The 24,985-nt window shown below is 67.5% G+C and carries 23 protein-coding genes; 16 read left to right on the plus strand and 7 right to left on the minus strand.

Going from position 1 to position 24,985, the window contains the following annotated elements; translation table 11 throughout:
• The first annotated feature begins 15 nt into the window (after positions 1–15).
• The 3 genes from rplI (at position 16) to AC5RT8_RS09325 (ending at position 3,106) form a co-directional block, all read left to right on the plus strand.
• Positions 16–465: a 50S ribosomal protein L9 gene (rplI, locus tag AC5RT8_RS09315; RefSeq protein ID WP_227912270.1), complete on the plus strand. Its 450-nt coding sequence runs from the start codon at positions 16–18 to the stop codon at positions 463–465.
• Positions 466–1,043: 578 nt separating this feature from the next.
• Positions 1,044–2,426, plus strand: coding sequence for a replicative DNA helicase (gene dnaB, locus AC5RT8_RS09320; RefSeq protein ID WP_494095845.1), 1,383 nt, complete (start codon positions 1,044–1,046; stop codon positions 2,424–2,426).
• A gap of 59 nt (positions 2,427–2,485) precedes the next feature.
• On the plus strand, positions 2,486–3,106 hold the full coding sequence (locus AC5RT8_RS09325; RefSeq protein ID WP_494095424.1) for a hypothetical protein: 621 nt from the start codon (positions 2,486–2,488) through the stop codon (positions 3,104–3,106).
• A 27-nt stretch (positions 3,107–3,133) separates the two neighbouring features.
• On the opposite strand, the gene AC5RT8_RS09330 is transcribed toward AC5RT8_RS09325, so the two are convergent.
• Positions 3,134–5,131, minus strand: coding sequence for an APC family permease (locus tag AC5RT8_RS09330; protein WP_494095425.1), 1,998 nt, complete (start codon positions 5,129–5,131; stop codon positions 3,134–3,136).
• Between the two features lie 113 nt (positions 5,132–5,244).
• Between AC5RT8_RS09330 and AC5RT8_RS09335 the strand changes: the two genes are divergently transcribed.
• From AC5RT8_RS09335 to AC5RT8_RS09370, 8 genes are all read left to right on the plus strand, one after another.
• Positions 5,245–6,288, plus strand: a complete 1,044-nt coding sequence (locus AC5RT8_RS09335) for a LacI family DNA-binding transcriptional regulator (protein WP_494095426.1) — start codon at positions 5,245–5,247, stop codon at positions 6,286–6,288.
• Between the two features lie 198 nt (positions 6,289–6,486).
• Positions 6,487–8,175 (plus strand): ribulokinase, encoded by a 1,689-nt coding sequence (araB, locus tag AC5RT8_RS09340; protein WP_494095427.1) that lies wholly within the window; start codon positions 6,487–6,489, stop codon positions 8,173–8,175.
• Positions 8,172–8,948 (plus strand): L-ribulose-5-phosphate 4-epimerase, encoded by a 777-nt coding sequence (locus AC5RT8_RS09345; RefSeq protein ID WP_494095428.1) that lies wholly within the window; start codon positions 8,172–8,174, stop codon positions 8,946–8,948. Before araB ends, AC5RT8_RS09345 begins: the two co-directional genes overlap by 4 nt.
• A 1-nt stretch (position 8,949) precedes the next feature.
• A complete protein-coding gene (gene araA / locus AC5RT8_RS09350) occupies positions 8,950–10,464 on the plus strand; it encodes an L-arabinose isomerase (RefSeq protein ID WP_494095429.1) in 1,515 nt (504 codons plus the stop codon).
• Positions 10,465–10,512: 48 nt separating this feature from the next.
• Positions 10,513–11,628 carry a multiple monosaccharide ABC transporter substrate-binding protein gene (chvE, locus tag AC5RT8_RS09355; RefSeq protein ID WP_494095430.1) on the plus strand — a complete coding sequence of 372 codons (1,116 nt, stop codon included), beginning with the start codon at positions 10,513–10,515 and terminating at the stop codon, positions 11,626–11,628.
• Positions 11,629–11,732: 104 nt separating this feature from the next.
• Positions 11,733–13,241 (plus strand): multiple monosaccharide ABC transporter ATP-binding protein, encoded by a 1,509-nt coding sequence (mmsA, locus tag AC5RT8_RS09360; RefSeq protein ID WP_494095846.1) that lies wholly within the window; start codon positions 11,733–11,735, stop codon positions 13,239–13,241.
• 2 nt (positions 13,242–13,243) lie between these two features.
• Positions 13,244–14,494, plus strand: coding sequence for a multiple monosaccharide ABC transporter permease (gene mmsB, locus AC5RT8_RS09365; RefSeq protein ID WP_494095431.1), 1,251 nt, complete (start codon positions 13,244–13,246; stop codon positions 14,492–14,494).
• Positions 14,495–14,955: 461 nt separating this feature from the next.
• The gene (locus AC5RT8_RS09370; RefSeq protein WP_494095432.1) at positions 14,956–15,732 is read left to right on the plus strand and encodes a transglycosylase family protein; all 777 of its coding nucleotides are present in this window, start codon (positions 14,956–14,958) and stop codon (positions 15,730–15,732) included.
• Between the two features lie 105 nt (positions 15,733–15,837).
• Here AC5RT8_RS09370 and AC5RT8_RS09375 read toward each other — a convergent pair whose 3' ends face one another.
• On the minus strand, positions 15,838–16,170 hold the full coding sequence (locus AC5RT8_RS09375) for a ubiquitin family protein (protein ID WP_494095433.1): 333 nt from the start codon (positions 16,168–16,170) through the stop codon (positions 15,838–15,840).
• Positions 16,148–17,281, minus strand: coding sequence for a WD40/YVTN/BNR-like repeat-containing protein (locus AC5RT8_RS09380; RefSeq protein ID WP_494095434.1), 1,134 nt, complete (start codon positions 17,279–17,281; stop codon positions 16,148–16,150). Before AC5RT8_RS09380 ends, AC5RT8_RS09375 begins: the two co-directional genes overlap by 23 nt.
• 155 nt (positions 17,282–17,436) lie before the next feature.
• Between AC5RT8_RS09380 and AC5RT8_RS09385 the strand changes: the two genes are divergently transcribed.
• The 5 genes from AC5RT8_RS09385 to AC5RT8_RS09405 all read left to right on the plus strand — a co-directional run bounded on the left by AC5RT8_RS09385 (position 17,437) and on the right by AC5RT8_RS09405 (position 22,141).
• Positions 17,437–18,423 (plus strand): DUF4031 domain-containing protein, encoded by a 987-nt coding sequence (locus tag AC5RT8_RS09385; protein ID WP_494095847.1) that lies wholly within the window; start codon positions 17,437–17,439, stop codon positions 18,421–18,423.
• Positions 18,424–18,425: 2 nt separating this feature from the next.
• A complete protein-coding gene (locus AC5RT8_RS09390; RefSeq protein ID WP_494095435.1) occupies positions 18,426–19,715 on the plus strand; it encodes an MFS transporter in 1,290 nt (429 codons plus the stop codon).
• Between the two features lie 10 nt (positions 19,716–19,725).
• Positions 19,726–21,084, plus strand: coding sequence for an MATE family efflux transporter (locus AC5RT8_RS09395; protein ID WP_494095436.1), 1,359 nt, complete (start codon positions 19,726–19,728; stop codon positions 21,082–21,084).
• A gap of 60 nt (positions 21,085–21,144) precedes the next feature.
• Positions 21,145–21,699 (plus strand): DUF308 domain-containing protein, encoded by a 555-nt coding sequence (locus tag AC5RT8_RS09400; protein ID WP_494095437.1) that lies wholly within the window; start codon positions 21,145–21,147, stop codon positions 21,697–21,699.
• A 76-nt stretch (positions 21,700–21,775) separates the two neighbouring features.
• Positions 21,776–22,141 (plus strand): hypothetical protein, encoded by a 366-nt coding sequence (locus tag AC5RT8_RS09405; RefSeq protein ID WP_494095438.1) that lies wholly within the window; start codon positions 21,776–21,778, stop codon positions 22,139–22,141.
• Positions 22,142–22,155: 14 nt separating this feature from the next.
• On the opposite strand, the gene AC5RT8_RS09410 is transcribed toward AC5RT8_RS09405, so the two are convergent.
• The 4 genes from AC5RT8_RS09410 to AC5RT8_RS09425 are packed head-to-tail and all read right to left on the minus strand — an operon-like array spanning position 22,156 to position 24,966.
• Positions 22,156–22,347, minus strand: coding sequence for a DUF2795 domain-containing protein (locus AC5RT8_RS09410; RefSeq protein ID WP_494095439.1), 192 nt, complete (start codon positions 22,345–22,347; stop codon positions 22,156–22,158).
• Between the two features lie 20 nt (positions 22,348–22,367).
• Positions 22,368–23,276 (minus strand): glycosyltransferase family 2 protein, encoded by a 909-nt coding sequence (locus AC5RT8_RS09415; protein WP_494095440.1) that lies wholly within the window; start codon positions 23,274–23,276, stop codon positions 22,368–22,370.
• Positions 23,273–24,844, minus strand: a complete 1,572-nt coding sequence (gene rfaE2, locus AC5RT8_RS09420) for a D-glycero-beta-D-manno-heptose 1-phosphate adenylyltransferase (RefSeq protein ID WP_494095441.1) — start codon at positions 24,842–24,844, stop codon at positions 23,273–23,275. Before rfaE2 ends, AC5RT8_RS09415 begins: the two co-directional genes overlap by 4 nt.
• Positions 24,841–24,966: a hypothetical protein gene (locus AC5RT8_RS09425; RefSeq protein ID WP_494095442.1), complete on the minus strand. Its 126-nt coding sequence runs from the start codon at positions 24,964–24,966 to the stop codon at positions 24,841–24,843. The genes rfaE2 and AC5RT8_RS09425 overlap by 4 nt, the downstream gene beginning before the upstream one ends.
• Positions 24,967–24,985 lie beyond the last annotated feature (19 nt).

Consider the following 24,985-nt stretch of genomic DNA (forward strand, 5'->3'; position numbering starts at 1 on the left):
AAAGGAACCTAACTCATGGCAAAGCTCATTCTGACCCACGAAGTAACCGGTCTCGGCGCTGCCGGCGACGTCATCGAGGTTAAGGACGGTTACGCACGTAACTACCTCCTGCCCCGTGGCTTCGCTCTGACCTGGACCAAGGGTGGCGAGAAGCAGGTTGAGTCCATCAAGGCTGCCCGCGCTGCCCGCGAGCACGCTTCCCTGGAAGATGCTCAGAAGCAGGCTGCCGCCCTCTCCGCCAAGCCGGTCAAGCTGACCGTCAAGGCCGGCGAGTCCGGACGCCTCTTCGGTACCGTCAAGCCCGCAGATGTTGCCGCTGCTGTCGAGGCCGCCGGCCTCGGCGCCATCGACAAGCGCAAGGTTGAACTGCCGACGCACATCAAGTCGGTTGGTTCCTTCCAGGCCAACGTCCGCCTGCACGACGACGTTGCTGCCGTCATCGACCTCGAGGTCGTTGCCAGCTAGCGTTCAACGCAGCCAAGAAAGCACCCTCCAGCCCGTCGGGCCGGGGGGTGCTTTTTTACGTTGCGGCGCCTCGCCTTCCTGCCCTGTTCCCCGCCGCCGCGGCAGCAGGGCCGCGTTTTCCCCCATCCGCAGACGGGAGTTGTGGATATCTCGGGTGCCTTTTGTGGATTTCGCCACCCTTAGGCCTGTTCCGGGATGCTGTCAACATGGCAACTGGGGTCGGGCGCGGCGGAAAAATAGTTTGTTTACACAGGTGTGGACAAGCGTTTCTCCTAGTCAGAGCCGCTTTTGTGGAAATATTGCTGATTTATCCACATGCTTATGCCCAGCCTGTGCACAAGACACGCCGCGTTATGCACAGAGTGTCCACAGGGCCTGTGGATAACTCGTTTGTCGGGAGGGCGCGGTAGGCATACGGTTGCGGGTGAATCCCTTCTTCAGACGCATGTCCGCCGGCTCGGATCCGTCAGCAACGCCGCCGCCCTTCGGGCCGAACGTCAGTGCGGACTGATAGAGATAAGCAAGCCCTCCGGCAGGGCAGGGATCGAAACGTCTTAGCCTTTATGGAAAGGGTCACAGTGTCGCTCACGCATACGGACTCCCCGGCATCACCATCCAGTCCGGACTTCGCGAGGACACCGCCGCAGGACCTTGTCGCCGAACAATCGGTGCTCGGCGGCATGATGCTCTCCAAGGACGCTATTGCTGACTGCGTGGAGGTCCTGAGGGGCCTGGACTTCTACCGTCCCGCGCACGAGGCCATCTATGAGGCCATCATCGACCTCTACGGCCGCGGAGAACCCGCGGACGCCGTCACCGTGTCGGATGAACTCACCAAGCGCGGCGAGATCGGGCGCATCGGCGGCCCGGCCTATCTGCACACCCTGATTCAGTCCGTTCCCACCGCTGCCAACGCCGGCTTCTACGCCGAAATCGTGCGCGAGCGGGCTGTCCTCCGCCGCCTGGTCGGCGCAGGCACCAAGATTGTCCAGTTGGGCTACTCCAACGAGGGCATGGAGGTGGATGACATCGTCAACGCCGCCCAGGCCGAGATCTACGCCGTGGCCGAGCGGCGCACCGCCGAGGACTACGTGCCCCTGAAGGACATTATCGAGGGCACGGTGGATGAGATCGAGTCCGCAGGCCACCGCGGCGAGGGCATGACCGGCGTGCCGACGGGGTTCTACGAGCTCGACGAGCTCACCCAGGGCCTGCACCCGGGCCAGATGATCGTCATCGCGGCCCGCCCCGCCGTCGGTAAGTCCACCTTCGCGCTGGACTTTGCCCGCTCCGCGGCCATCAAGAACAACATGACCACCGTCTTCTTCTCGCTCGAAATGGGCCGGAACGAAATCGCCATGCGCCTGCTCTCGGCCGAAGCGACCATCGGGCTCCAGGACCTGCGCAAGGGCACCATCAAGGACGAGCAGTGGGGCAAGATCGCCACCACCATGGGCCGCATGAATGACGCCCCGTTGTTCATTGACGACAGCCCGAACATGTCCCTGATGGAAATCCGGGCCAAGTGCCGGCGCCTGAAACAGCGCCACGACCTCAAGCTTGTGGTGCTGGACTACCTGCAGCTGATGTCCTCGGGCAAGCGCGTGGAATCCCGCCAGCAGGAGGTTTCGGAGTTTTCCCGTGCCTTGAAGCTGCTCGCCAAGGAACTCGAAGTTCCCGTGATCGCCCTGTCGCAGCTGAACCGAGGCTCCGAGCAGCGCACCGACAAGAAGCCCATGGTCTCCGACCTGCGTGAATCGGGCTCCATCGAGCAGGATGCGGACATGGTCATCCTGCTGCACCGCGAGGACATCTACGACAAGGAATCACCGCGCGCCGGCGAGGCCGACGTCATTGTGGCCAAGCACCGTAACGGCCCCACCAAGACCATCGTGGTGGGGTTCCAGGGCCACTACTCGCGCTTCTCGAACATGGCCGTTGAAGGCGGCAGCGGCTTCTAGCCGCCGGAACAACGTCCGCCTGCCCCAACCGCTTCCCCCACCGCCCCAGGAGATCTCGCATGCCCAAGTCCAAGCCCCGCAAAAAAGCCGTCTCCAAAAAGAAGCAGGCCCGCCGGGCCGAGCACGAGGTCAACGCCATGCTGCGCGGCGAAACGGCCTACTTCAGCGATGAGGCAGAGGCGCTGCTGGCCGCCCGGGGCTGGATCAGCGAGCGGGACCAGCCCGGCGGGCCGGACCAGGGCGATGCCTGGTACTGGATGCCGTCCCAGCTGCCGGCGTACCTGGAGGAAGGCGAACCTGTGCCCACCTCCATCTACCCGTCCTCGGAGACCACCTTCGTCAGCCAGCTGGCGACACCGGACGGCTCCGTTCCGCCCGCGGCACAGACCGAATACGACTCCCTGGCGGAACTCGAGGCGGACCTGGACCGGCTGCAGGCCTACCGGGTGCCCGACGACGCATGGACCGTCCTGGGCGGCGGCCCCTCAGCTGAAGAGACCCCCGGTGACCTCATTGATTCCATTGCCGAGGAGTGGGAGCTCATTGCCGAGCTCATCCACTTCCCCTACAGCAACGACGCCGGTCCGCGTTCCTTCGCGGCCGTGGAGCAGGCCGTGCAGGACGGCCGGCTCACCGAGTACGCCTACCGGTCGGTGCTTGCCGGCCGGGCCGGAGAGTAACCGCCGGCAGATCGGGCCGCGGCGGAACTAGCCCCGGTTTGACGCCCCGGGACCGCCCGCCGGCTCTCCGTGGGCATCATGGCTGGAGGCCAGCTGCCACGGCACGGACGCGACCATGATGGCCGGTTCGAAGTGCAGCCGGGCCTTGATGCGCAGGGCCGTCTGGTTATGCACCAGCTGCTCCCACCAGCGGCCCACCACGTATTCGGGAATGTAGACCACGAACAGTTCCCGCGGGGCATTGCGGCGGGCATCGCGCAGGTACGCCAGCACGGGTGAGATGGTTTCCCGGTAGGGCGAGGACAGCACCGTGAGCGGAACGGGGATCTGCAGCCGCTCCCACTCGTCCAACGTGCGCCGGGTGTCCTCCGGGTCCAGGTCCACAATGATCGCGTTCAGGCTGGAGGGGCGGGAGGCACGCGCGTAGGCAATTGCCCGCAGCGCCGGCTTGTGTACCTGCGAAATGAGGATCACTGCATTCACCCGCGAGGGCAGCGCCAGCCCGGAGTCATTGTCATTGAGTGCCAGTTCGCGGGCAACGGTCTCGTAGTGCACCCGGATGCTGTACATGATCACGTACAGGACGGCCATGGCCAGCAGGGCAATCCACGCTCCGTGGGTGAACTTGGTGACGATCACGATGACCAGCACCAATGCCGTCATGCCGAAGCCGATGGAATTGATCGCCCGCGAACGCCGCATCCGCCGTCGTACGTCCTTGTCCCGTTCAGTGCGCAGCTTCCCCGTCCAGTGCCGGATCATGCCCAGCTGGCTGGCGGTGAAGGACACGAAAACCCCGACAATGTAGAGCTGGATCAGCTGGGTGACATCGGCCTCGAACGCGATGATCAGCACCAGGGCGCCCAGGCCCAGGGAAATGATGCCGTTGCTGAAGGCCAGCCGGTCCCCGCGCGTGCGCATCTGGCGGGGCAGGAACCCGTCCTTGGCCAGGATCGAGGCCAGCACCGGGAAACCGTTGAACGCAGTGTTGGACGCGAACACCAGGATCAGTCCGGTGGCGGCCACCACGATGTAGAAGGCGATGCTGCCGCCTCCGAAGATGGTCTCCGCCAGCTGGCTGATCACCGGATGCTGCACATATTCGTCCCCCACGGGGGAACCGTTGGACGTGAGCTGGGTGGCGGGATCCTGGGCCACGTGGACCTTGGTCAGGTTTGCCATGGCGATGATGCCGCCGATCATGGCAGCGGAAATTCCGCCCAGGAGCAGCAGGGTAGTGGCCGCATTGGCGCTCTTGGGCTTGCGGAAGGTCGGGACACCGTTGCTGATGGCTTCGACGCCGGTGAGTGCGGCCGCTCCGGAGGAGAAAGCCCGCAGCAGCAGGAGGGCGCCGGCAAGACCTACAAGGCCTTCGTCGTAACCGGATTCCCGCACCAGTTCAAAGGACGCCGACGGCGCCTGGCGCAGGTCTCCGCTGAGGAACTGGATGAATCCCGTCAGGCACATGCCCAGCACGGAGGCCATGAAGATATAGGTCGGTACGGCAAACAAGGCCCCGGCCTCGCGGATGCCGCGCAGGTTCACCAGGACCAGCACCGCCACGCCGACCACGGCGATGGTGGGCTGCGTGCCGTGCAGGGCGGGGATGGCCGTCACCAGGTAGGAGGCAGCCGAGGACATGGACACGGCGACGGTGAGCACGTAGTCCACCAGCAGTGCGGATGCGACGGTCAGGCCGGCGGGCTTGCCCAGATTGGTGCTTGCGATTTCGTAGTCCCCGCCGCCGGACGGATAGGCGTGCACGTTCTGCCGGTAGGACGCCACCACGGTGAGCAGCACGACGATGACGGCCAGCCCTACCCAGGGGGAAAGGGTCACTGCCGCGACGCCGGCCAGTGCCAGGGTCAGGAGGATCTCATCGGGTGCATACGCCGCTGACGACAGGGCGTCCGAGGCGAAGACCGGAAGCGCAATCCGCTTGGGGAGGAGGGTGTGCGAGAGCCGTTCGTTGCCGTAAGGACGCCCGACCAGAATGCGCTTGAACGCATTGAAGAATGTGAGCACGAGGTCCAACGTTAGACCCGGCCGGCAGCCACTGTCCAGAAGCCGAAAATATGCCGGTGGGGCCCCTCCGGCGGCTCGTCCCCGGGGCGCCGTCGTGGAGTACCGTTCTTCCTATGACCAGTGAGGGTATTGCAGGCTCCGTGTCCCATCGCCGTGCCCCTAATATCCGCGATGTCGCCGCCGCGGCGGGGGTGTCCCACCAGACGGTGTCCCGGGTAATCAACGGGCACTCGAATCTGCGCGAGAGTACCCGCCAGCGCGTGCTCGCTGCCATGGAGGAGCTGCAGTTCCGCCCCAACCGTGCCGCCCGGGCGCTGGTCACCAAGGAGTCCCGGATTATCGGCGCCCTGGTGGCCTCTGGCGCTGAATACGGACTGACGGCAAGCCTGCAGGCAGTGCAGACGGCGGCCAACGATGCGGGCTACGTGGTGGACGCCGCGCACATCGACAGTGCGGACCCCCGCTCCATCGAAGCGGCGCTGGACCGGCTGATGAGCCACGCGGTGGAGGGCCTGGTGCTGCTGGCGCCGCAGTCCCGGACCCTCGAAGCGATTGAGAAGCTTTCCCTCCGGATCCCGTTTGTTACGGTGCATTCCCTGCACGGGGACGACCACCGCATGTCGGTGGACCAGGTGGCAGGAGCGCGGCTGGCTACCCGGCACCTCCTGGAACTGGGACACCGGCGGGTGGTGCATGTGCCCGGGCCGGCCGAATGGGTGGAAACCGAGGCGCGCCGGCAGGGATACCTCGAGGAGATGGCGGCCTGGGACCTGGAACCCGCGGTGCTGCCGGCCGGCGAGTGGACGGCGGACTCCGGGTACCGGGTGGGACTGGAACTGCGGAAGCAGCGCCGGTTCTCCGCCGTGGTGTGCGGCAACGACCACATTGCCCTGGGCCTGGTGCATGCCTATGCGGATGCCGGGCTGCGGGTGCCCGAACACCTCAGCGTGGTCGGCTTCGACGATGTGCCCGAGGCCGCGCATTTCCTGCCGCCGCTGACCACCATCCGGCAGGATTTCCCCGAGCTGGGCCGCCGCTGCGTTGCCGTACTGCTGGCGGAACTGCGGGGGGAAGATCCGGTGAGCGTGGGGGACGTGGCACCTCGGCTTATCCTGCGGGCGTCAGCAGCAGCCGCGGCAACCCGTGCGGTTTCCTGAGCCCGCACCGGAACCGGGTGGCGGCGCCGTCTTCCCGGCGGCACGCTCCGCCGCCCCTCCCGGCCCGTAATCAAAGCGTTACCTAGGGGTATTGTCTGCGCCGAGGTCCCGCGGTACGTTGGCTCGAACAAAATGTGACCGTTCACATGAAGGCGGGAAACCCGTCCGATCGGCGGTCCAGATGACAATGAGGTCACCGTGAGCCAGACCAACGCTGAACCCGCCTATGTGGTGGGCATCGATTACGGCACTCTCTCCGGCCGCGCCGTCGTGGTCCGGGTGCACGACGGCGCGGAAATGGGATCCGCTGTCACCGCGTACCGGCACGGAGTGATGGATACGGTGCTGGCCGCCACTTCGGAACCGCTGCCGCCCGACTGGGCGCTGCAGGTTCCGGCCGACTATATAGAGGTCCTGCGGGAAGCCGTGCCGGCAGCAGTCCGGGCAGCAGGCGTCGCTCCGGAATCGATCATCGGCGTCGGAACCGACTTCACGGCCTGCACCATGGTCCCGGTGACCGCTGACGGGACGCCCCTGAACGAACTCTCCGGGTTCGAGGGCCGCCCGCACGCCTACGTAAAACTATGGCGCCACCATGCCGCCCAGGCCCAGGCGGACCGCATCAACCGGGCTGCGGAGGAACGAGGTGAAGCATGGCTGCCGCGCTACGGCGGCCTCATTTCGAGTGAGTGGGAATTCGCCAAGGCCCTTCAGCTGCTCGAAGAGGACCCCGAACTCTACCGGCTCATGGACCATTGGGTTGAGGCTGCCGACTGGATTGTCTGGCAGCTGACCGGCACGTATGTCCGCAATGCCTGCTCGGCCGGGTACAAGGGAATCCTGCAGGACGGCAGCTATCCGGACCGCGGTTTCCTGGCGTCGCTGAACCCCGGTTTCGCCGGGTTCGTCGCGGAGAAGCTGGACCACCGGATCGGTGCGCTGGGTTCGGCTGCGGGAGTGCTGACCGCCGAAGCGGCTGCCTGGACCGGGCTGCCGGCCGGCATCCCCGTGGCAGTGGGCAACGTAGACGCCCACGTCTGCGCCCCTGCCGCCGGGGCTGCATCCGCCGGGCAGATGGTGGCCATCATGGGCACCTCCACCTGCCACGTCATGAGCTCCGAGGACCTGGTGGAGGTGCCCGGGATGTGCGGAGTGGTCGACGGCGGGATCGTGGACGGGCTGTACGGGTACGAGGCCGGGCAGTCGGGCGTCGGTGACATCTTTGCCTGGTTCACGGCGCACTTCGTACCTCCGGAACTGGTGGAGGAAGCCGCCGCACGCGGGCTCAGCGTGCATGAACTGCTGACCGAGCAGGCGAGCGGGGAAGAGGTGGGTGCCCACGGGCTCCTGGCCCTGGACTGGCAGTCCGGCAACCGGTCAGTGCTGGTGGACCATGAACTGTCCGGGCTGCTGGTGGGGCTCACCCTCGCCACCCTGCCGCACGAGATCTACCGGGCCCTCCTGGAAGCCACCGCCTTCGGAACCCGCACGATTGTCGAAACCTTCGCCGCCGCAGGCATCCCCGTCAGGGAGTTCATAGCGGCGGGTGGGCTCGTGAAAAACCGCTTCCTGATGCAGGTGTACGCCGATGTCCTGGACATGCCGATCTCCGTCATCCGCAGCGGCCAGGGACCGGCGCTGGGCTCGGCAATCCACGCGGCCGTAGCCGCCGGCGCCTATCCGCATGTGCGGGCCGCGTCCGCGGCCATGGGCGGGGTCCAGCAGCAGACATACCTTCCGGACCCGGACCGCGCGGAAAGCTACGCGCAGCTGTACGCCGAGTACATGGCCCTGCACGACTACTTCGGCCGCGGCGGCAACGACGTCATGCGGCGGTTGAAGGGGCTGCGGCGATCGGCCCGCAAAACCGGGCAGGTTCCGGCATGAGCACGGAACGTGAGGAAAACATTGCCCGGGTCCGCGCCGAGGTGGCCGCCCTGCATGCCGAACTGGTGCGGTACGGACTGGTGGCCTGGACCGCCGGCAACATTTCGGAACGCGTTCCAGGCACGGAATTCTTCGTCATTAAGCCCAGCGGCGTGGGCTACGCGGAGCTCACCGCTGCAAACATGATCCTGTGCGACCCGGACGGCCGGCCGGTACCGGGTACGCCAGGCTCCGGCCTGGCACCCTCCAGCGACACCGCCGCGCATGCATACGTCTACCGGCATATGTCCGCCGTCGGGGGAGTGGTCCACACCCACTCGACGTACGCCACAGCCTGGGCGGCCCGGGGCGAACCCGTGCCCTGCGTCCTGACGGCCATGGCCGATGAATTCGGAGGGGACATCCCCGTGGGGCCTTTCGCCGTCATCGGGGACGACTCCATTGGACAGGGGATTGTCTCAACCCTCACCGGGCACCGTTCGCGTGCGGTGCTGATGCGCAACCACGGACCGTTCACGATCGGCCGGAATGCCCGCGACGCCGTCAAGGCAGCGGTGATGCTCGAAGATGTCGCCCGCACCGTGCACCTCTCCCGCCAGCTCGGCGAACCGGTGCCCATCGATCCCGGCGACATCGACACCCTGTTCCACCGCTACCAGCATGTCTACGGCCAGCCGGCGGCGGCCGTCCCAGCCCCTTCCGCCGCACCGGCGGCCCCTTCCACCCCGCCGGCCCAGCCGACCGTGGCCCCCTCGACCCCAGGAGTGCACTGACGTGAGTCCACTGACCACCACCCTTGACGAGTACGAGGTCTGGTTCCTGACCGGCAGCCAGGACCTCTACGGGGACGAGACCCTCCGCCAGGTCGCCGGGCAATCCCGGGCCATAGTCGAACTGCTGGAGGCTGCCGGCCTACCCGTCCGCATACGCTGGCAGCCGACCCTGACCGATGCCGGCTCCATCCGGGCAGCCGCCCTGGCCGCAAATGCGGACAACGGGGTGATCGGCGTCATTGCCTGGATGCACACTTTCAGCCCCGCCAAAATGTGGATTCACGGGCTGGACGCCCTGCGCAAGCCCCTGCTCCACCTCCACACCCAGATCAACGTCGGCCTGCCCTGGGGGGAGATCGACTTTGACTTCATGAACCTGAACCAGGCGGCGCACGGAGACCGGGAGTTCGGCTACATCTCCACCCGGCTGGATATCCCGCGCAAGATCGTCGTCGGGCACGCCTCCTCTCCCGAAGTCACCGGGAAAATCGAGTCCTGGCAGCGGGCCTGCGCCGGGCGGGCGGCCGTCGCGGACCTGCGGATTGCCCGTTTCGGGGACAACATGCGCAATGTCGCAGTGACCGAGGGGGACAAGACCGAGGCAGAGATCCGGTTCGGTGTCTCCGTCAATACCTGGGGGGTCAACGACCTCGTGGAGGTTGTCCAGGCCCAGCCCGAGGACGCCGTGGACAAACTGGCCGCCGAATACGAGGAGCTCTACGACGTCGCGCCCGAACTGCGGTCCGGCGGGGCCCGGCACGATTCGCTGCGCTACGGTGCCCGCCAGGAACTGGGGCTCCTGCAGTTCCTGGAAGACGGCGGATTCGGGGCCTTCACCACGAACTTCGAGGATCTGGGCGGCCTGCGGCAGCTGCCGGGGCTGGCCGTGCAGCGGCTGATGGCGCATGGATACGGTTTCGGTGCCGAAGGGGACTGGAAGACCGCCATGCTGGTCCGCGCCGCGAAGGTCATGGGTGCCGGCCTGCCCGGCGGCGCCTCCCTGATGGAGGACTACACCTATCACCTGGTCCCGGGCGAGGAGAAGATCCTCGGTGCCCACATGCTCGAGATTTGCCCGACCCTGACGTCGCGGAAACCCTCCCTCGAAATCCACCCGCTGGGCATCGGTGGCCGGGAGGATCCGGTGCGGCTGGTGTTCGACACCGACCCGGGCCCGGGCGTCGTCGTCGCCATGTCCGATATGCGTGACCGGTTCAGGCTGACGGCCAACACCGTGGACGTAGTGCCGCCGGACGAGCCGCTGCCGCACCTGCCCGTTGCCCGCGCCGTGTGGCGCCCGCACCCGGACCTGACGACGTCGGCCGCCGCCTGGCTCACCGCAGGCGCGGCGCACCACACGGTGCTCAGTACGGCGATCGGCGCGGACGTGGTCACGGACTTCGCCGAAATGACCGGCGTCGAGCTGCTGCTGATTGACCCGTCCACCACCCTCCGCGGCTTCCAGCGCGAAGTGCGCTGGAACGCCGCGTACTACCGGCTTGCACAAAAACTCTGATCCGCATTGCCTCCCCCCACCTAGGTACGGCCCACGAAAGGCAGACAGATGGCACTGACACTGAAACAAACCCTCATCGGAGGCACGTCGCTGGCCCTGGCGCTAAGCCTCAGCGCCTGCTCCGGAAGCCGGGGCGGCGGTGACGAGGCCGGAGAATCCAACGAAGGAGCCAAAATCGGCGTGGCCATGCCCACCCAGCAGTCCGAACGTTGGATTGCCGACGGCGAGAACGTCAAGTCGCAGCTGGAAGACCTTGGCTACGAGGTGGACCTGCAGTACGCCAACGACGACATCCCCACCCAGGTCTCTCAGATCGAGAACATGATCAACGGCGGAGCCGAGGCCCTCGTGATCGCCTCCATCGACGGCACCACCCTGACCGGAGTGCTCGAGACGGCGGAATCCCAGGACATTCCCGTCATTGCCTACGACCGGCTGATCAACGAATCCGACACCGTGGACTACTACACCACCTTCGACAACTACGAAGTGGGAGTCCAGCAGGGAACCTCGCTGCTCACGGGCCTGGGGATCCTGGACGCCAGCGGCCAGGAAACCGGCGAGAAAGGGCCGTTCAACGTGGAACTGTTTGCCGGCAGCCCCGATGACAACAACGCCACCTTCTTCTGGAACGGCGCCATGGACACCCTGCAGCCCTACCTGGACAACGGCACCTTGAAGGTTCCCAGCGGCCAGACCGACTTCGAGCAGGCGGCTATCCTGCGCTGGCTGCCGGACACAGCCCAGGACCGGATGGAGGATCTCCTGACAGTCGGCGGCGGCCAGCAGCTCGACGGCGTGCTCTCCCCCTACGACGGACTCTCGATCGGCATCATCTCCGCCCTCCGCTCCGGCGGCTACTCCGGGGACAACCTCCCGGTCATCACCGGACAGGATGCCGAAGTGGGGTCGGTGCAGTCGATTATCAGCGACGAGCAATACTCCACGATCTTCAAGGACGTCCGCGAACTGGGCAAGCGTGCCGTCCTGATGGTCGATGACCTCATGCAGGGGGAGGAACCGGAGACCAACGACACCGAAACCTATGACAACGGCGTGAAGGTGGTTCCCTCCTACCTGCTCGAATCGCAGATCGTCACCAAGGACAACTACGAGGAGGTCCTGGTGGACAGCGGCTACTACCAGGAGTCCGACCTCGACTAGGCGCCGGGGGGGGCGGCACCCGCCCGCCCCCGGAATCCGGTCCGGACCATCCAGGCACTTCGGCAGCACAGAGAGGGTCCCGCGTGAGCGACCACATTCTGGAAATGACGGGAATCACGAAAACGTTCCCCGGTGTCAAGGCACTGCAGGACGTCACCCTTGCCGTGTCCCGCGGCGAGGTCCATGCCGTGTGCGGGGAGAACGGGGCAGGAAAATCCACGCTGATGAAGGTTCTTTCCGGGGTCTACCCATACGGCAGCTATGAGGGGGAGATCCGGCTGGACGGAACCGAGGTGACGTTCCGCGACATCAAGGACAGCGAACGCAGCGGCATTGTCATCATCCACCAGGAACTGGCACTCTCGCCCTACCTGTCCGTGGCGGAGAACATCTTCCTGGGCAATGAGCGGTCTGCCCGCGGCTTCATCAACTGGAACGAGACGAACGTCCGCGCCGCCGATCTGCTCCGGCGGGTAGGCCTGGATATCAATCCGGTGACCCCTGCCGGCGACATCGGTGTGGGAAAGCAGCAGCTGGTGGAGATTGCCAAGGCATTGTCCAAGGACGTCAAGCTGTTGATCCTCGACGAACCGACGGCCGCCCTCAATGACGAAGACTCCGCGCACCTGCTGGGCCTCGTCCGGGGGCTGCGGGAGGACGGCATCACCTGCATCATCATCAGCCACAAGCTCAACGAGATCAGGGCCATTGCCGATTCCGTGACCATCCTGCGGGACGGCCGCACCATTGAAACCCTCAGCCTGCACGAGGGCACCGTGACCGAGGAACGGATCATCAAAGGGATGGTGGGCCGCGAACTGACGAACCGCTACCCGGACCGCACCCCCGAGATCGGCGCGGAAGTGCTCCGGGTGGAGGACTGGACGGTCCATCATCCCCGGGAACACGCGCGGACCGTGATCCACGGAGCACACCTGTCGGTCCGTGCCGGGGAAATCGTGGGAATCGCGGGGCTCATGGGGGCGGGGCGCACCGAACTGGCGATGAGCATTTTCGGCCGAAGCTACGGGTCCAATATCAGCGGAAAGCTGTACAAGAACGGCAGGGAAATCAGCGCCCGCACGGTGCAGGAGGCGATCCGGCACGGGATCGCGTATGCCACGGAGGACCGCAAGCGCTACGGATTGAACCTCATCGAGGACATCAAACGGAACGTCTCCGCCTCCGCCCTGGAAAGGCTGGCCGTCAGGGGCTGGGTCGACGGCGGCCGGGAAACGGTGGTGGCACAGGACTACCAGCGGAGCATGAACATCAAGGCGCCGTCCGTGACCTCCATCGCCGGCAAGCTCTCCGGCGGGAACCAGCAGAAAGTGGTCCTGTCCAAATGGATGTTCGCGGATCCGGACGTCCTGATCCTGGACGAACCCACCCGCGGCATCGACGTCGGCGCGAAGTACGAGATTTACACCATCATCAACCGGCTCGCCGCAGAGGGGAAGGCGGTGGTTGTCATCTCCTCCGAACTGCCGGAACTCCTCGGGATCTGTGACCGCATCTACACCCTGGCCCAGGGCAGGATCACCGCGGAGGTTCCCATCGCCGAGGCCACGCCCGAGCGACTCATGCAGTACATGACCCAGGAAAAGGACTAACCATGGTTTCCACTCTTGCCGGCGGGGATCCGGCTCTCGGCACCAGGAACCCCAAGGCGTCCCGGTTGGGGGATGCGGGACGGTTCCTGACCAGCAGGCTGCGGCAGATCGGCATTTTCGTTGCACTGCTGGTCATCGTCACCCTCTTCCAGGTGTTGACGGGCGGCGCGTTGCTCCAGCCGGACAACGTGTCCAACATCATTGTGCAGAACAGCTACATCCTGATCCTGGCCATCGGGATGGTCATGATCATCGTCGCCGGGCACATCGACCTTTCCGTGGGTTCGGTGGCTGCGTTCGTCGGGGCGATGTCCGGGATCATGATCCGTGACTGGGGCATGCCGTGGTGGGCTGCGCTCGCAGCGTCACTGGTGGTGGGAGCCCTGGTGGGTGCCTGGCAGGGGTACTGGGTGGCCTATATCGGCATCCCCGCCTTCATCGTGACCCTGGCAGGCATGCTGGTCTTCCGCGGGCTGACCCAGATCCTCCTGGGTAACCAGCGGATCACCGGTTTTCCCGAGGAGTACCGCCAGCTTGGCGGCGGTTCCCTGTTCCCGGGGCTATTCCCGCCCGAAACCAACCTGCTGGACTGGACCACGGTAGGTCTGGGCGTGCTGGCCACCGCACTCCTGGTGACCAGCCAGCTGCGCGGCCGGGCTGCCCGGATGAAGCTGAACCTGGATGACGAGCCCCGGGCCTGGTTCCTTACCCGGCTGGTCTTCAGCGCCGTCATCGTGCTCGGACTCACGTACCTGCTGGCCAGCTCCCGCGGCGGAACGCCCATTGTGCTGATAGTGCTGGGAATTCTGGTCGTCGCCTACAGCGCCGTGATGAACCGCTCGGTGTTCGGCCGGCATGTCTACGCCCGCGGCGGGAACCTCCAGGCCGCCCACCTTTCCGGCGTGAACACGAAGCGGGTGGACTTCCTGCTGTTCGTGAACATGGGCGTGCTGGCGGCCCTGGCCGGACTCATCTTCACCGGCCGGCTGAACTCCGCCGGCCCCGGGGCCGGAAACCTGTTCGAACTCGACGCCATTGCTGCCGCCTTCATCGGCGGGGCAGCAGTCACCGGCGGCGTCGGAACGATTGTGGGGGCCATCACCGGCGGCCTGATCATGGGCGTGCTGAACAACGGCATGTCGCTGCTGGGGGTGGGAATCGATTACCAGCAGTTCATCAAGGGACTGGTCCTGCTCCTTGCCGTGGGCTTTGATGTCTTCAACAAGCGCAAGGCTTCGAACGCATTGAAATAGGCTGTGAATAGCCGTCGGCGGGGATCCTTTCGGATGCCCGCCGACGGCGTTTTTTAATGTGGTCCCTACCATGCCGAATGCATGACAGGGACCACAGGGCGCATTATGTGACAAAGCTGACAATATTGCGCCGGAATTGTACTTCTTCCGCTTGTTTCCGCGGGTCTGGGAAAGATAACGATTCGTGCATGCTTGATATCGATTTGATATCGACGGAGTGCTCCCCTACCTTGATTAAGGCCCCGATCGAGGGCTGGACCGCCGGATGAAATCAAAGCCGGCGGCGGCCGGCACCAACTTGGGTGCGGCCTCAAACCAGAAAAGCCTGATGCCACGCGTCCACTGCACGTCGCCGCTGCGTGGCATCGACGAAGACCTCCATCCACATGGGGAAGGCGACGGCGTGCAGACGCCCGGGGACGGGATGAGCGCAGGTGGAACCCAATGGGAGCAACAGACTTATGAAGAACCAGAAGATCCGTCGTATCGTACGCCGCGGTCTGGCTACCGCCGCCATCACTGGTGCTGGCGCTGCCGGCCTCGTCGGCATGGCCGCTCCGGCCAACGCAGCCTCCATGGACTGGGACGCCCTCGCACAGTGCGAAAGCGGTGGAAACTGGGGGATCAACACCGGCAACGGCTACTCCGGCGGGCTGCAGTTCAGCCCCAGCACCTGGGCAGCCTTCGGCGGCACCGGTAACGCAGCCGATGCCAGCCGCGAACAGCAGATTGCCGTAGCCGAGCGCGTGCTGGCCGAACAGGGCCCCGGCGCCTGGCCTGCCTGCACCGCCAAGCTGGGCATGACCGGCGCCACCGCCAACCCGCAGGCCGCCCAGCCCGCTCCGGCCGCTCCGGTGGAGCAGGCTCCGGTTGCCGAGCCCGCTCCGGTTCAGACCTACACCGAGCCTGCTCCGGTTGCCGAGCCCGCACCGGTTCAGACCTACACCGAGCCCGCTCCGGTTGCCGAGGCTGCTCCGGTCGAGACCTACGTGGCGCCCGCTCCGGTCGCCGAGGCCGCTCCGACCAGCGTCCCGGTTGAGGCCGTCGCTCCGGTCCAGACCCCGGCCCCGGCCCTGTCCGGCGAGACCTACGTGATCCAGGCCGGCGACACCCTCTCCGGCATCGCCGAGAAGCTGGGCATCGAAGGCGGCTGGCAGGCGCTGTACAACGCCAACCTGGACACGGTCATCCACCAGGACCTGATCTTCACCGGTCAGACCCTGCAGCTGCCGGCCTAATGACGGCACAGTGAGTCTTCGGTAGCAATTCCGCCTTCGGGCGGAGATCGAAGCACAATGGGCGCTTCCGCTGACTGCGGAAGCGCCCATTGCCCTTTTAACCCGCTAGCCTCCGGCGATGGACTGCAGCACCAGGAGCTCGGCATGGTCCGGCAGTGCGGTCGCGACGCCGTCCAGGTCCCGGATGTCCAGCCCGTCCAGGTAGAGGTTCACATAACGGCGGAGGTCTCCGGCCTCATCGCAGAGCCGGCGGTACACGCCGGGGAAACCCGCCTGCAGCAGCGCCAGTGCGTCAGCAACCGTGGCGTCCCCTGCCGGTCCGGGCCCCGGGCGGAGGGTTAGCAGGCGCCGCCCGTCCGCGGCATCGGCTAGCGCCGCGGGCAGCAGCAGCTCAACGCCGGTCTGGCCGGGGGCGTCAGGCTGCAACGGCGCGGACACAGAGCACATCCGGAAGATTGGCGGCCACCAGGGAAAACGTCTCGCCCTCGTCTGCGCTGGCATAAACCTCGCCGCCCCGGGTGCCGAAGTAGATGCCGGCGGGATCGGCGTCGTCCACATGGGCAGCATCGCGCAGGACGGCGTTGAAATCGTAGGCCGGAAGACCGGCGTCGAACCGCTCCCAGCTTCCGCCGGCATCGGTGCTGCGGAACACCGCCGGGCGGCCCTGGGGCGGATTGCGTTCGCCGGCCGAGCCCAGCGGAATGGTCCAGATGGTGTCTGCCCGGGTGGGGTGGGCCAGCATCACGAACCCGAAGTCCGCAGGCAGCCCCTCGGCAATGGAAACCCATTGTCCGCCGGCGTCGTCGCTGCGGTAGACCCCACCGTGGTTCTGGGCGTAGAGCCGCTGCGGATTCCCCGCGTCCCGCGCCACCTTGTGCACGCACTGGCCGAATTCGGGGTACTTCTCCGGCATGAAGTTCGCGGTGATGCCGCTATTGAAGGCATCCCAGGTCTCGCCCCGGTCATCGGACCGGTACACGCCGCCGCTGCTGATAGCCACATGGACCGAATCGTCGTTCGCGCTTGGCAGGACCGTATGCGCAGCCGGGCCGCCGTAACCCGCGCCCCACCGGGTGCGGTGCGGATGGTCCCACAGGCCCCGCACCAGCTCGAAGTGCTTCCCGCCGTCCTCGGACCGGAAGACCGAAATCGGCTCGCACCCCGCCCAGATCACGCCGGGCCGGTCTGCGCTGTCCGGTGCCAGCTGCCAGATGCGTTCCAGGGATGCCCCCGTGTCCTCAGGGAAGGCAATGGCTGCCTGTTCCGGCTCCTGCCAGGTCCTCCCCAAATCATCGGAAATCGCGACGTTGGTGCCCCACCACTCGGAACGCACTCCGGCCAGCAGCCGCGGGGTCCCGCTCCGGGTGTCGAACGCGAGGGAAGGAACCTCGGTCATGGGGAACTCCGGCCCCCGCACCTCCCAGGTGCGGCGGTCGGGGCTGGTGGCCAGCCACAGTCCCTTGCGTGTGCCAATAGCGACCACGGTGGACACGCCGGGGGATCCGGCAGCGGGTACAGCGGCGGGTACGGCTTCGGGCACGGCATCCATGCGGTTATTCCAGCACCGGGGAGCCACCCGGACAAGGGTTTGTGCAAAACGCCGGGCAGCAGGCGCGCAACCGGCCGGGAGTCGGCGTGGAAATTGCAGGCGCGGGTGCGATAGACATGGAAGATGCTGTTGTTGCGGCCGGAAGCCCGGTGCCCATGATCTACATTGATCCGCCGATGTGGCCGGCGCACAACACCCTCTTCTCCCACCTGGTCTCGGACACCGGACTGGACGAGCTGCACGCCTTCACCGCGGCGTCGGGCATCTCGCCGCGGGCGTTCGACGGCGACCACTACGACGTGCCCAGGGAACGCTACGATGCGCTCGTGGCCAGGGGCGCCGTACCCGTCAGCGGCGGGGACCTGGTCCGTATCCTCATTGCCTCCGGACTGCGGATCCCGGCACGGGAACGCCCGTCCGCCCTCGCTGCACCGCTGCGCCACCGGTGGAACAGGCTGCTGCCGGCCGCTCCGGAGCTGGGCGGGCGCCTGCTGGAGCACTGGAACGAACCGCACCGGCGCTACCATGACCGCCGGCACCTGCTCCAGGTCCTGGAGGCACTGGAACTGCTCACCGGCGGGGATGTTCCCCTTCCCGTGGCGCTTGCCGCCTGGTTCCACGACGCCGTGTACACCGGCCGGGCCGGTGCCGACGAGGAGGCATCCGCACGGATGGCCGAACAGCTGCTGCCCGCTGCAGGCGTGTCCGCAGCAGCGGCCGCTGAATGCGCCCGTCTGGTCCGCCTGACCGCCGGCCATGACCCGGCGGAGGGTGATGCCCACGGCGCACTGCTGACGGATGCGGACCTTGCGGTGCTCGGCCGCGAACCCGCCCGCTACGCTGCGTACGTGCAGGCCGTCCGGGCCGAATACGGGCACCTTTCGGCCGCGGAGTTCGCCGCCGGCCGACGGCGCGTGGTGCGGCAGCTGGCCGCGGCGGATCCGCTCTACCGCACGCCGCTCGGACGGCGGCTCTGGGAGGAGCAGGCCCGCCGAAACCTTGCCGGAGAGCTGGCCGCTGTGCCGGCCTATGCGCCCGCGGCGGATGGGCACGCCGGCCCCGGCCACGCCGGCCCCGGCCCTGCCGGCACCGGCCCTGCCGGCACCGGTCCCGCCGGCACCGCAGCAACGGGCCGGCAGTGAAGATGCCGGCGGAAGTCCCCGGGGTTCCCCCTGCCGGAGATTTCAGCGGGCACCGCCGCGGCAGCCGCGGGTACCGCGGCGTCCTGGTGGGGCTGGCCGCCGCCGGAGTGGCGACCTTCGCCCAGCTGTATTCCCTGCAGGGGGTCCTGCCGGAGCTGGCCGCGGATCTGGGGGTCACCGCGTCCTCGGCCGCACTGACGGTTTCCGCGGCAACTCTCGGTCTCGCCGTTACCGTGATTCCCTGGTCCGCGGCAGCGGACCGGTTCGGACGGCTGCCCGCCATGCGCCTGGCGATCATTGCCGCGGTGGTGCTGGGCCTGGCCGTTCCCCTGAGCCCCAGCCTGCCGGTGCTGCTGGGACTGCGCTTCCTCGAGGGTGCTGCGCTGGGTGGAATACCGGCCGTGGCGCTGGCTTACCTCAGTGAGGAAGTCAGCCGGCTGCATGCTGCCCTGGCCGCCGGGACCTATGTTTCGGGCACCACCATCGGCGGTCTGGCCGGCCGGATCCTTGCGGCGCCGCTGGCGGAACTGGCTAACTGGCGGGTGGGAGTGGCCGCCGTGAGCCTTCTGGCTGCGGGGGCGGCGGCCGTATTCATGCTTACCGCACCCCGCCAGCGCGGTTTTGTCCCCCTGCGCCGGGCAGTCCCCGGGCACGGCCTGGCCGCCCGGCTGGCAGGAAACCTTCGCAATCCGCGGCTGCTGGCCTTGTACCTGCAGGGTTTCCTGCTGATGGGCGGCTTTGTAGCGGTGTACAACTATCTGGGCTTCCGGCTGGGGGCGCCGCCCTTCGGACTGTCCCAGGGCCTGGCCAGCTCCCTGTTCCTCGCGTATCTGGCCGGCACCTGGTCCTCCCGGGCCGCGGGAACCCTGGCGGCCCGGCTGCGCGGCGGCCGGAAACCGGTGCTGTTGGTGTCCATCGGTGCGATGGCGGCCGGCCTGGCCCTGACTGCCGCCAACAACCTGCCGGCCATTGTGGCGGGACTGCTGGTCTTCACCGCTGGTTTCTTCGCTGCGCACTCGATTGCCTCCGGCTGGACCCCGTTGCTCGCCCGGGAAGGGCGGGCGCAGGCTTCCTCGCTGTACAACCTCTTCTACTACGCCGGGTCCAGCCTGCTGGGCTGGGTTGGGGGCTACTGCTTCCAGCAGGGCGGCTGGCGGTCCCTGGTGGTGTTTGTGGGGGTGCTGCTCGCGGCCGCAGCAGTGGCGGCCGTCCTGGTCCTGCGCTCTGAGGGCGGGGAAGGCGACGGTCCCGGCGCGGTCCGCGCCGCACCCGGCGGCGGACTTCAAACGTAGGCTGGAGGGTGTGAAGAGCGAAGCCGATCTTTCTTCGCGGCGGCTCAGCCGCCGCATCCTTGCCCTTGCCCTGCCGGCCTTGGGTGCGCTGATTGCCGAACCCCTGTTCCTGCTGGCCGACTCCGCCATAGTGGGCCACCTCGGCGTGGCCCAGCTGGCCGGCGTCGGCCTCGCATCCACGGTCCTGCAGACCGCCGTCGGGCTGATGGTCTTCCTGGCCTATTCCACTACCGGCACGGTGGCGCGCCACCTGGGCGGCAACCGGCAGCCTGAGGCGCTCGCCGCCGGGCGGGACGGCATCGCCCTGGCCGCGGTGCTCGGCGCAGTGCTTTCCACGGTCGGGTACGTGTTCGCCCCGCAGTTATGCGCCGCCATGGGCGCAGCCGGCGACGTGCACCGGTACGCCGTGGACTACCTGCGCTTTTCGATGCCGGGACTGACAGCCATGCTGGTGGTCCTGGCCGCCACCGGCGTGCTGCGCGGGCTGCAGGACACCCGCACGCCGCTGGTGGTCGCCACGGCCGGATTTGCCGTGAACGTCGGATTGAATTACCTGCTGGTGTACGGGTTCTCCCTGTCCGTGGCGGGCTCGGCGCTGGGCACCAGCATTGCGCAGTGGGGCATGGCCGTGTTCTATCTGGTTGCGGTGGCGCGGATGGCCCGTGCACAGGGGGTGCCGCTGCGGCCGGCAGCGTCAGGAATCCGGGCCACCGCCCACGTGGGGTCGTGGCTGATGCTGCGCACGCTGAGCCTGCGCGCCGCGGTGCTTGCGACGGTCCTCGTGGCCACCGCGCAGGGACCGGAATCCCTCGCCGCCCACCAGCTGGTCATGACGGTGTTTACCTTCCTCGCGTTCGCGCTGGACGCCCTGGCCATCGCAGCCCAGGCAATGATCGGCAAGGAGCTGGGTGCCGGGGACACCGTGCTGGCCCGGGCACTGACCCGCAGGATGATCCTGTGGGGCGTCGGGTTCGGCGTCATCACCGGGGCACTGCTGGCCCTGGCGGCACCGGTGGCCGGGGTGCTCTTCACCGGCGACGCCGGGGTGCAGCAGGCCATGAACGCCGGACTCTGGGTTCTGGCGGTCTCCCAGCCCATCTGCGGGCTGGTGTTCGTGCTGGACGGGGTCCTGATCGGGGCGGGGGATGCCAGATACCTGGCCCTCACCGGAATGCTGAACCTGGCTGCCTACCTGCCGCTGCTCATCTGGGTGCACAGCGCCGGCCTGTCCGGCCCCGGCGGGATTGCCTGGCTCTGGGCAGCCTTCGCCCTCGGGTACATGAGCGCACGTGCAATCACCTTGTCCTGGCGGGCCCGGCAGGACGCCTGGATGGTTACCGGTTCCGGTCCCCGGGCTGCGAGCGACTAAGCTTGACGGTGGCCAACCGGCCACCGATATGACGGCGACAGTGAAAGCGGAGGCTCTGCAGTGGGCGCATCCAATCCCGGGGCACCTTGGGGACCCATGCTGGTCCGGTCGGCGGTGGCAGCCGTGTACGGCGTGCTGACCGTTTTCTGGCAGGAGCCCACTGAGTCCGTCCTGGCCTTCGCCGGCGGCGCGTATCTGCTGCTCACCGGCGCCGCCCTCTGGCCCATGCTGACCGCGGCCCGGGGGCACGGCAAGGTCCGGGCGTTGCTGCTGGTGGAAGCCGCTGCCTACGTTCTTGCCGGTGCGGCCACCCTGGTTTTCGCCTCGGCCGAGGCGTTCCGCGGAGCGGCAGCTGCCGCCCTTATCCTCGGCGGAGCCGTGGAAATCTTCCTGTGGGTCCGAAACCGCAAAGATTTCCTGCCCGCGCGTGACTGGCTGATCACCGGCGGGGCCGCACTGGTTGCCGGTGTCCTGGTACCGGTCTTCTACGATCTGGGAGCCCGTGCGCTGCTCGGCGTGACCGGAGGTGCGGCCATCATCACGGCCGTCATCGTGGCCCTTTCCGCGCTGGGTGCCCGGCATGATTCCCGTTCCGCGGCTGCACCCCGGGCATAGGCCGTAAACTAGGTAATGCGCGTGGTGCAGTACGCACCGATTTCGCGCCACCCCAACGCAGCAGGAGGCAAAGATAGTGGCGAACAGCTCAACCGGCGGACCGCAGGAGCGGAACTCCGTAAAGGCACCGCTGATCTTTTCCGCCGTGCTGGCGCTGATTGCCGGCGTTGCCACCATGATCTTCGCCACCGGGGGAGCGGAGAAGGAACTGCGGTTCGACCTCGGGCTCATCGCCGTCGGCATCGCGTTCATTGCCTCGCTGCTGATTTCCTCGTTGCTGCTGATGACGGAGAAGCCGAACCCTGAGCACCTGAGCCAGGGTTCGGGCATCCACCGCAGTTCAGCCAAGATCCCGGGCGGCGCGGGAAATGTGGGCAAGCCGGCGGCATCCACCCCGGATGCGACGGAAGACGCTTCCCGTCCCACCGATCCCACCGCCTGATCAGCGGGAACCGGTTAGTCGAATATCTCTTTGCTGATGTCCGTCGGCGCGTCGTATTGGCGCTCCGGCAGGTTCCTTAGCGCCTCCAGGACGGCTCCTTCAGCGCCGGATCCCTCCGCCTTTTTCACGATGTCGTCCTTCGAGGCCGGATAATCCAGGCCGCCGAGGGATTTCTGCACGTCTATCGGGCTGGGTTTGTCCGCCATGTGTTCTCCTTTGTGTCGGGTTACTGATGGTGCAGTGGGTTGCCGAGGGGCGGGTCGTCTGCCCCGCCTCCCAGCAGGAGTCCGGCCGCGTCTGCGGACCGGTCGGTGACGGTGGTAGGTGATTCCAGGTGCACGGCACCGGAGGGAATCATCCCGGCGCCGCCGAACTTCTCCATCACCTGCCACTGCGCGGCCACGTCCTCTCCGGCATGCCCGCGCGGAAGCCGGTCCCAGAAGCCGAAGCCACCGCAGGCCAGCAGCGCCCGCCGGTCGTAGAGGACGCAGGCCCCCACCCAGGCAACCCGGTACAGCTGCCATTCTCCGGGCCGCATCCGGAGACGGGAAGCCACATGGGCCAGATTTGCCGCGTTGTGCAGGGTCCACCGGGAGAAACCCGGCCGGCCGCGGCGGATCCGCTCCGGCTGCACCTGTCCGTCTTCCCAGAGCTGGAAGGGCTGCCATTCTCCGGGCCGCCGGTCACCGAGATAGGACAGTCCCTGGACTGCGGCGCCCACGAACCCGCCGCCGGAAGCAGCCAGGGCCGCGGTCAACCGGGCCAGCATGTCCGGTTCCAGCCAGACATCGTCATCCAGGAAGAGGACCAGCGGAGCTGCGGCCTGCCCCAGCAGGAAGTGCCGCTGCTCGGCCAGCCCGCGGGCCGGCAGGTGCCTCAGCAGCCGGACCGGGCGGCCCTGCGCCTGCAGCACCCGCACCATCGCTTCGGCGGCGGGAGCGTTCCAGGACGGGACGTCGGTGCTCTGGTCGCTGATGACGACGGCGAAGTCCGGCCCGTCCTGCGCGGCCAGCCCGGCGAGGGTGACCGCCAGCTCGGCCGGCCGGTCGCGGGTGGGAATGAGGACTTCCACTTCGGGCGGGTCCTGGGCAGTGTCTGGTGGCTGCGCCCAGTCGCCGGACCAACGGCGGGTCACGGCGGATCCCCGGGACTGCCGCGCCCTCCGGCGGCCGTTCCCTCGTCGCCGCCCTGCCCGGCAGGAGCCCCGCCGGGTCCGTCACCGGCATGACCCGAACGGATCCGGGAGACCAAGGCCGTGGTGGAGTGGTCGGAGACATAATCCAGGATCAGCACGCGTCCGCCGCATTCCTCGACCACCGGGGTTTCCGCCAGCATTTGGGCGGAGTAGTCACCGCCCTTGGCGTAAACATCCGGCCGCAGGTCCCGGATCAGCGGAATGGGAGTGTCGGTGTCGAACACGGTCACGTAGTCCACGCAGCTCAGCGCGGCAATGATCCCGGCCCGGTCATGCACCGGGTTGATCGGACGGCCGGGTCCTTTCAGGCGGCGGGCCGAGGCGTCACTGTTCAAGGCCACTACCAGGACGTCGCCGAGCTGCTTGGCCTGGTTCAGGTACCGGGTGTGTCCGCGGTGCAGGACGTCGAAGCAGCCGTTGGTCAGGACAATCCGGCGTCCCGCTGCCCGTTCAGCGGCGGTCCGGGCCAGGAGGTCCGTGGAGCTGAGGGCGGCGTCGGCAAAACTGTCCAGGTGCTGTTCCAGGTCTGCGGTGCTGCACACCGAGGTGCCGGGCCGCCGCACCACAATGTCCGCGGCGTTCTGCGCCAGGTCGGCGCTGGTCGACAACGGCAGGCCGGCGGCCCGGGCCAGCGTCAGGCAGGCCACAAAGGTGTCCCCGGCTCCCGACGCCTGTTTTTCCGCGGCGGGCCGGGCCCAGGTGCGGTGAAACCCGCCGTCGGCGCTGAGGACCGCCGCGCCGTCACGGTCCAGGGTGACAGCGGCCGCCGCGGCGCCGGCAGCGGCCAGCAGTTCCGGGGCCGCGGCACGGACCGCAGCGGCCCGGTCCGGTCCCAGGGACTTCGGTCCGCCCAGCAGCAGCGCAGCTTCTGCGGCATTGGGGGTCACGAGGTCAGGGGCAAGATCCGCCCATCCCGCGGCGTCGTGCGCGTCCACTACCGTCAGCCGGCCGCCGCGCAGGGCCACCAGCGCATCGCGGACGCTCCCGTGCAGCAGGCCCGTGCCGTAGTCGCAGACCACCAGGGCATCGGCATCCTCCAAGAGTGCGGGTACCGAGGCGGCCAGCAGGTCCGCCGCCTCGTCCGGGAAGCCGCCGCCGTCGTCGAGCCTGAACAGCACCTGTTCCCCGGCAAGTATCCGGTACTTGGTGGCAGTTTCCACGCCGCGGTGCCGTACCAGCCCGCGCAGGTCCACGCCCGCCCCGGCCAGGAGCCCGCGCAGGCGTTCCCCGGCTCCATCACTTCCGGTCAGCCCGGCAAGCCGCACCCGTGCTCCCAGTGCCTGCAGGTTCATGGCGGTGTTTCCGGCACCGCCGGGTGCGTAGTTCTTTTGCTGTACATCCACCACGGGAGCGGGAGCCTCACGGCAGAAGCGCTCCGTGATCCCGGTCCACCAGCCGTCCAGCATGACATCTCCGATGACGGCCACGCGCAGGGAGGCCGCCGCGAGCCGCCCCGGCAGCTCCGGGGTGAGGCTGCGGACCTCCCCGGGCCGCCATCCTCGGGTCATGCCTGGACTCCGACGACGGCGGCGCTCATCGCGGCCGCGCCTGCACCCGGGGCCGCCGCCGCGGTGATTGTTCCCGGAGAGGCCGGCTGGTGCTGTGCGGAAGGATCGATGGTGGGGGACATGCTGCTCCTTGTCGCGCGT

The sequence above is a fragment of the Arthrobacter sp. Ms25 genome (assembly GCF_059090365.1).

Coding starts and splice junctions, on each gene's coding strand:
- rplI (WP_227912270.1), top strand. CDS start 16: ATGGCAAAGCTCATTCTGACCCACGAAGTAACCGGTCTCGGCGCTGCC.
- AC5RT8_RS09325 (WP_494095424.1), top strand. CDS start 2,486: ATGCCCAAGTCCAAGCCCCGCAAAAAAGCCGTCTCCAAAAAGAAGCAG.
- AC5RT8_RS09335 (WP_494095426.1), top strand. CDS start 5,245: ATGACCAGTGAGGGTATTGCAGGCTCCGTGTCCCATCGCCGTGCCCCT.
- AC5RT8_RS09345 (WP_494095428.1), top strand. CDS start 8,172: ATGAGCACGGAACGTGAGGAAAACATTGCCCGGGTCCGCGCCGAGGTG.
- chvE (WP_494095430.1), top strand. CDS start 10,513: ATGGCACTGACACTGAAACAAACCCTCATCGGAGGCACGTCGCTGGCC.
- mmsA (WP_494095846.1), top strand. CDS start 11,733: ATGACGGGAATCACGAAAACGTTCCCCGGTGTCAAGGCACTGCAGGAC.
- mmsB (WP_494095431.1), top strand. CDS start 13,244: ATGGTTTCCACTCTTGCCGGCGGGGATCCGGCTCTCGGCACCAGGAAC.
- AC5RT8_RS09370 (WP_494095432.1), top strand. CDS start 14,956: ATGAAGAACCAGAAGATCCGTCGTATCGTACGCCGCGGTCTGGCTACC.
- AC5RT8_RS09380 (WP_494095434.1), bottom strand. CDS start 17,281: ATGGATGCCGTGCCCGAAGCCGTACCCGCCGCTGTACCCGCTGCCGGA.
- AC5RT8_RS09385 (WP_494095847.1), top strand. CDS start 17,437: ATGATCTACATTGATCCGCCGATGTGGCCGGCGCACAACACCCTCTTC.
- AC5RT8_RS09390 (WP_494095435.1), top strand. CDS start 18,426: ATGCCGGCGGAAGTCCCCGGGGTTCCCCCTGCCGGAGATTTCAGCGGG.
- AC5RT8_RS09410 (WP_494095439.1), bottom strand. CDS start 22,347: ATGGCGGACAAACCCAGCCCGATAGACGTGCAGAAATCCCTCGGCGGC.
- rfaE2 (WP_494095441.1), bottom strand. CDS start 24,844: ATGACCCGAGGATGGCGGCCCGGGGAGGTCCGCAGCCTCACCCCGGAG.
- AC5RT8_RS09425 (WP_494095442.1), bottom strand. CDS start 24,966: ATGTCCCCCACCATCGATCCTTCCGCACAGCACCAGCCGGCCTCTCCG.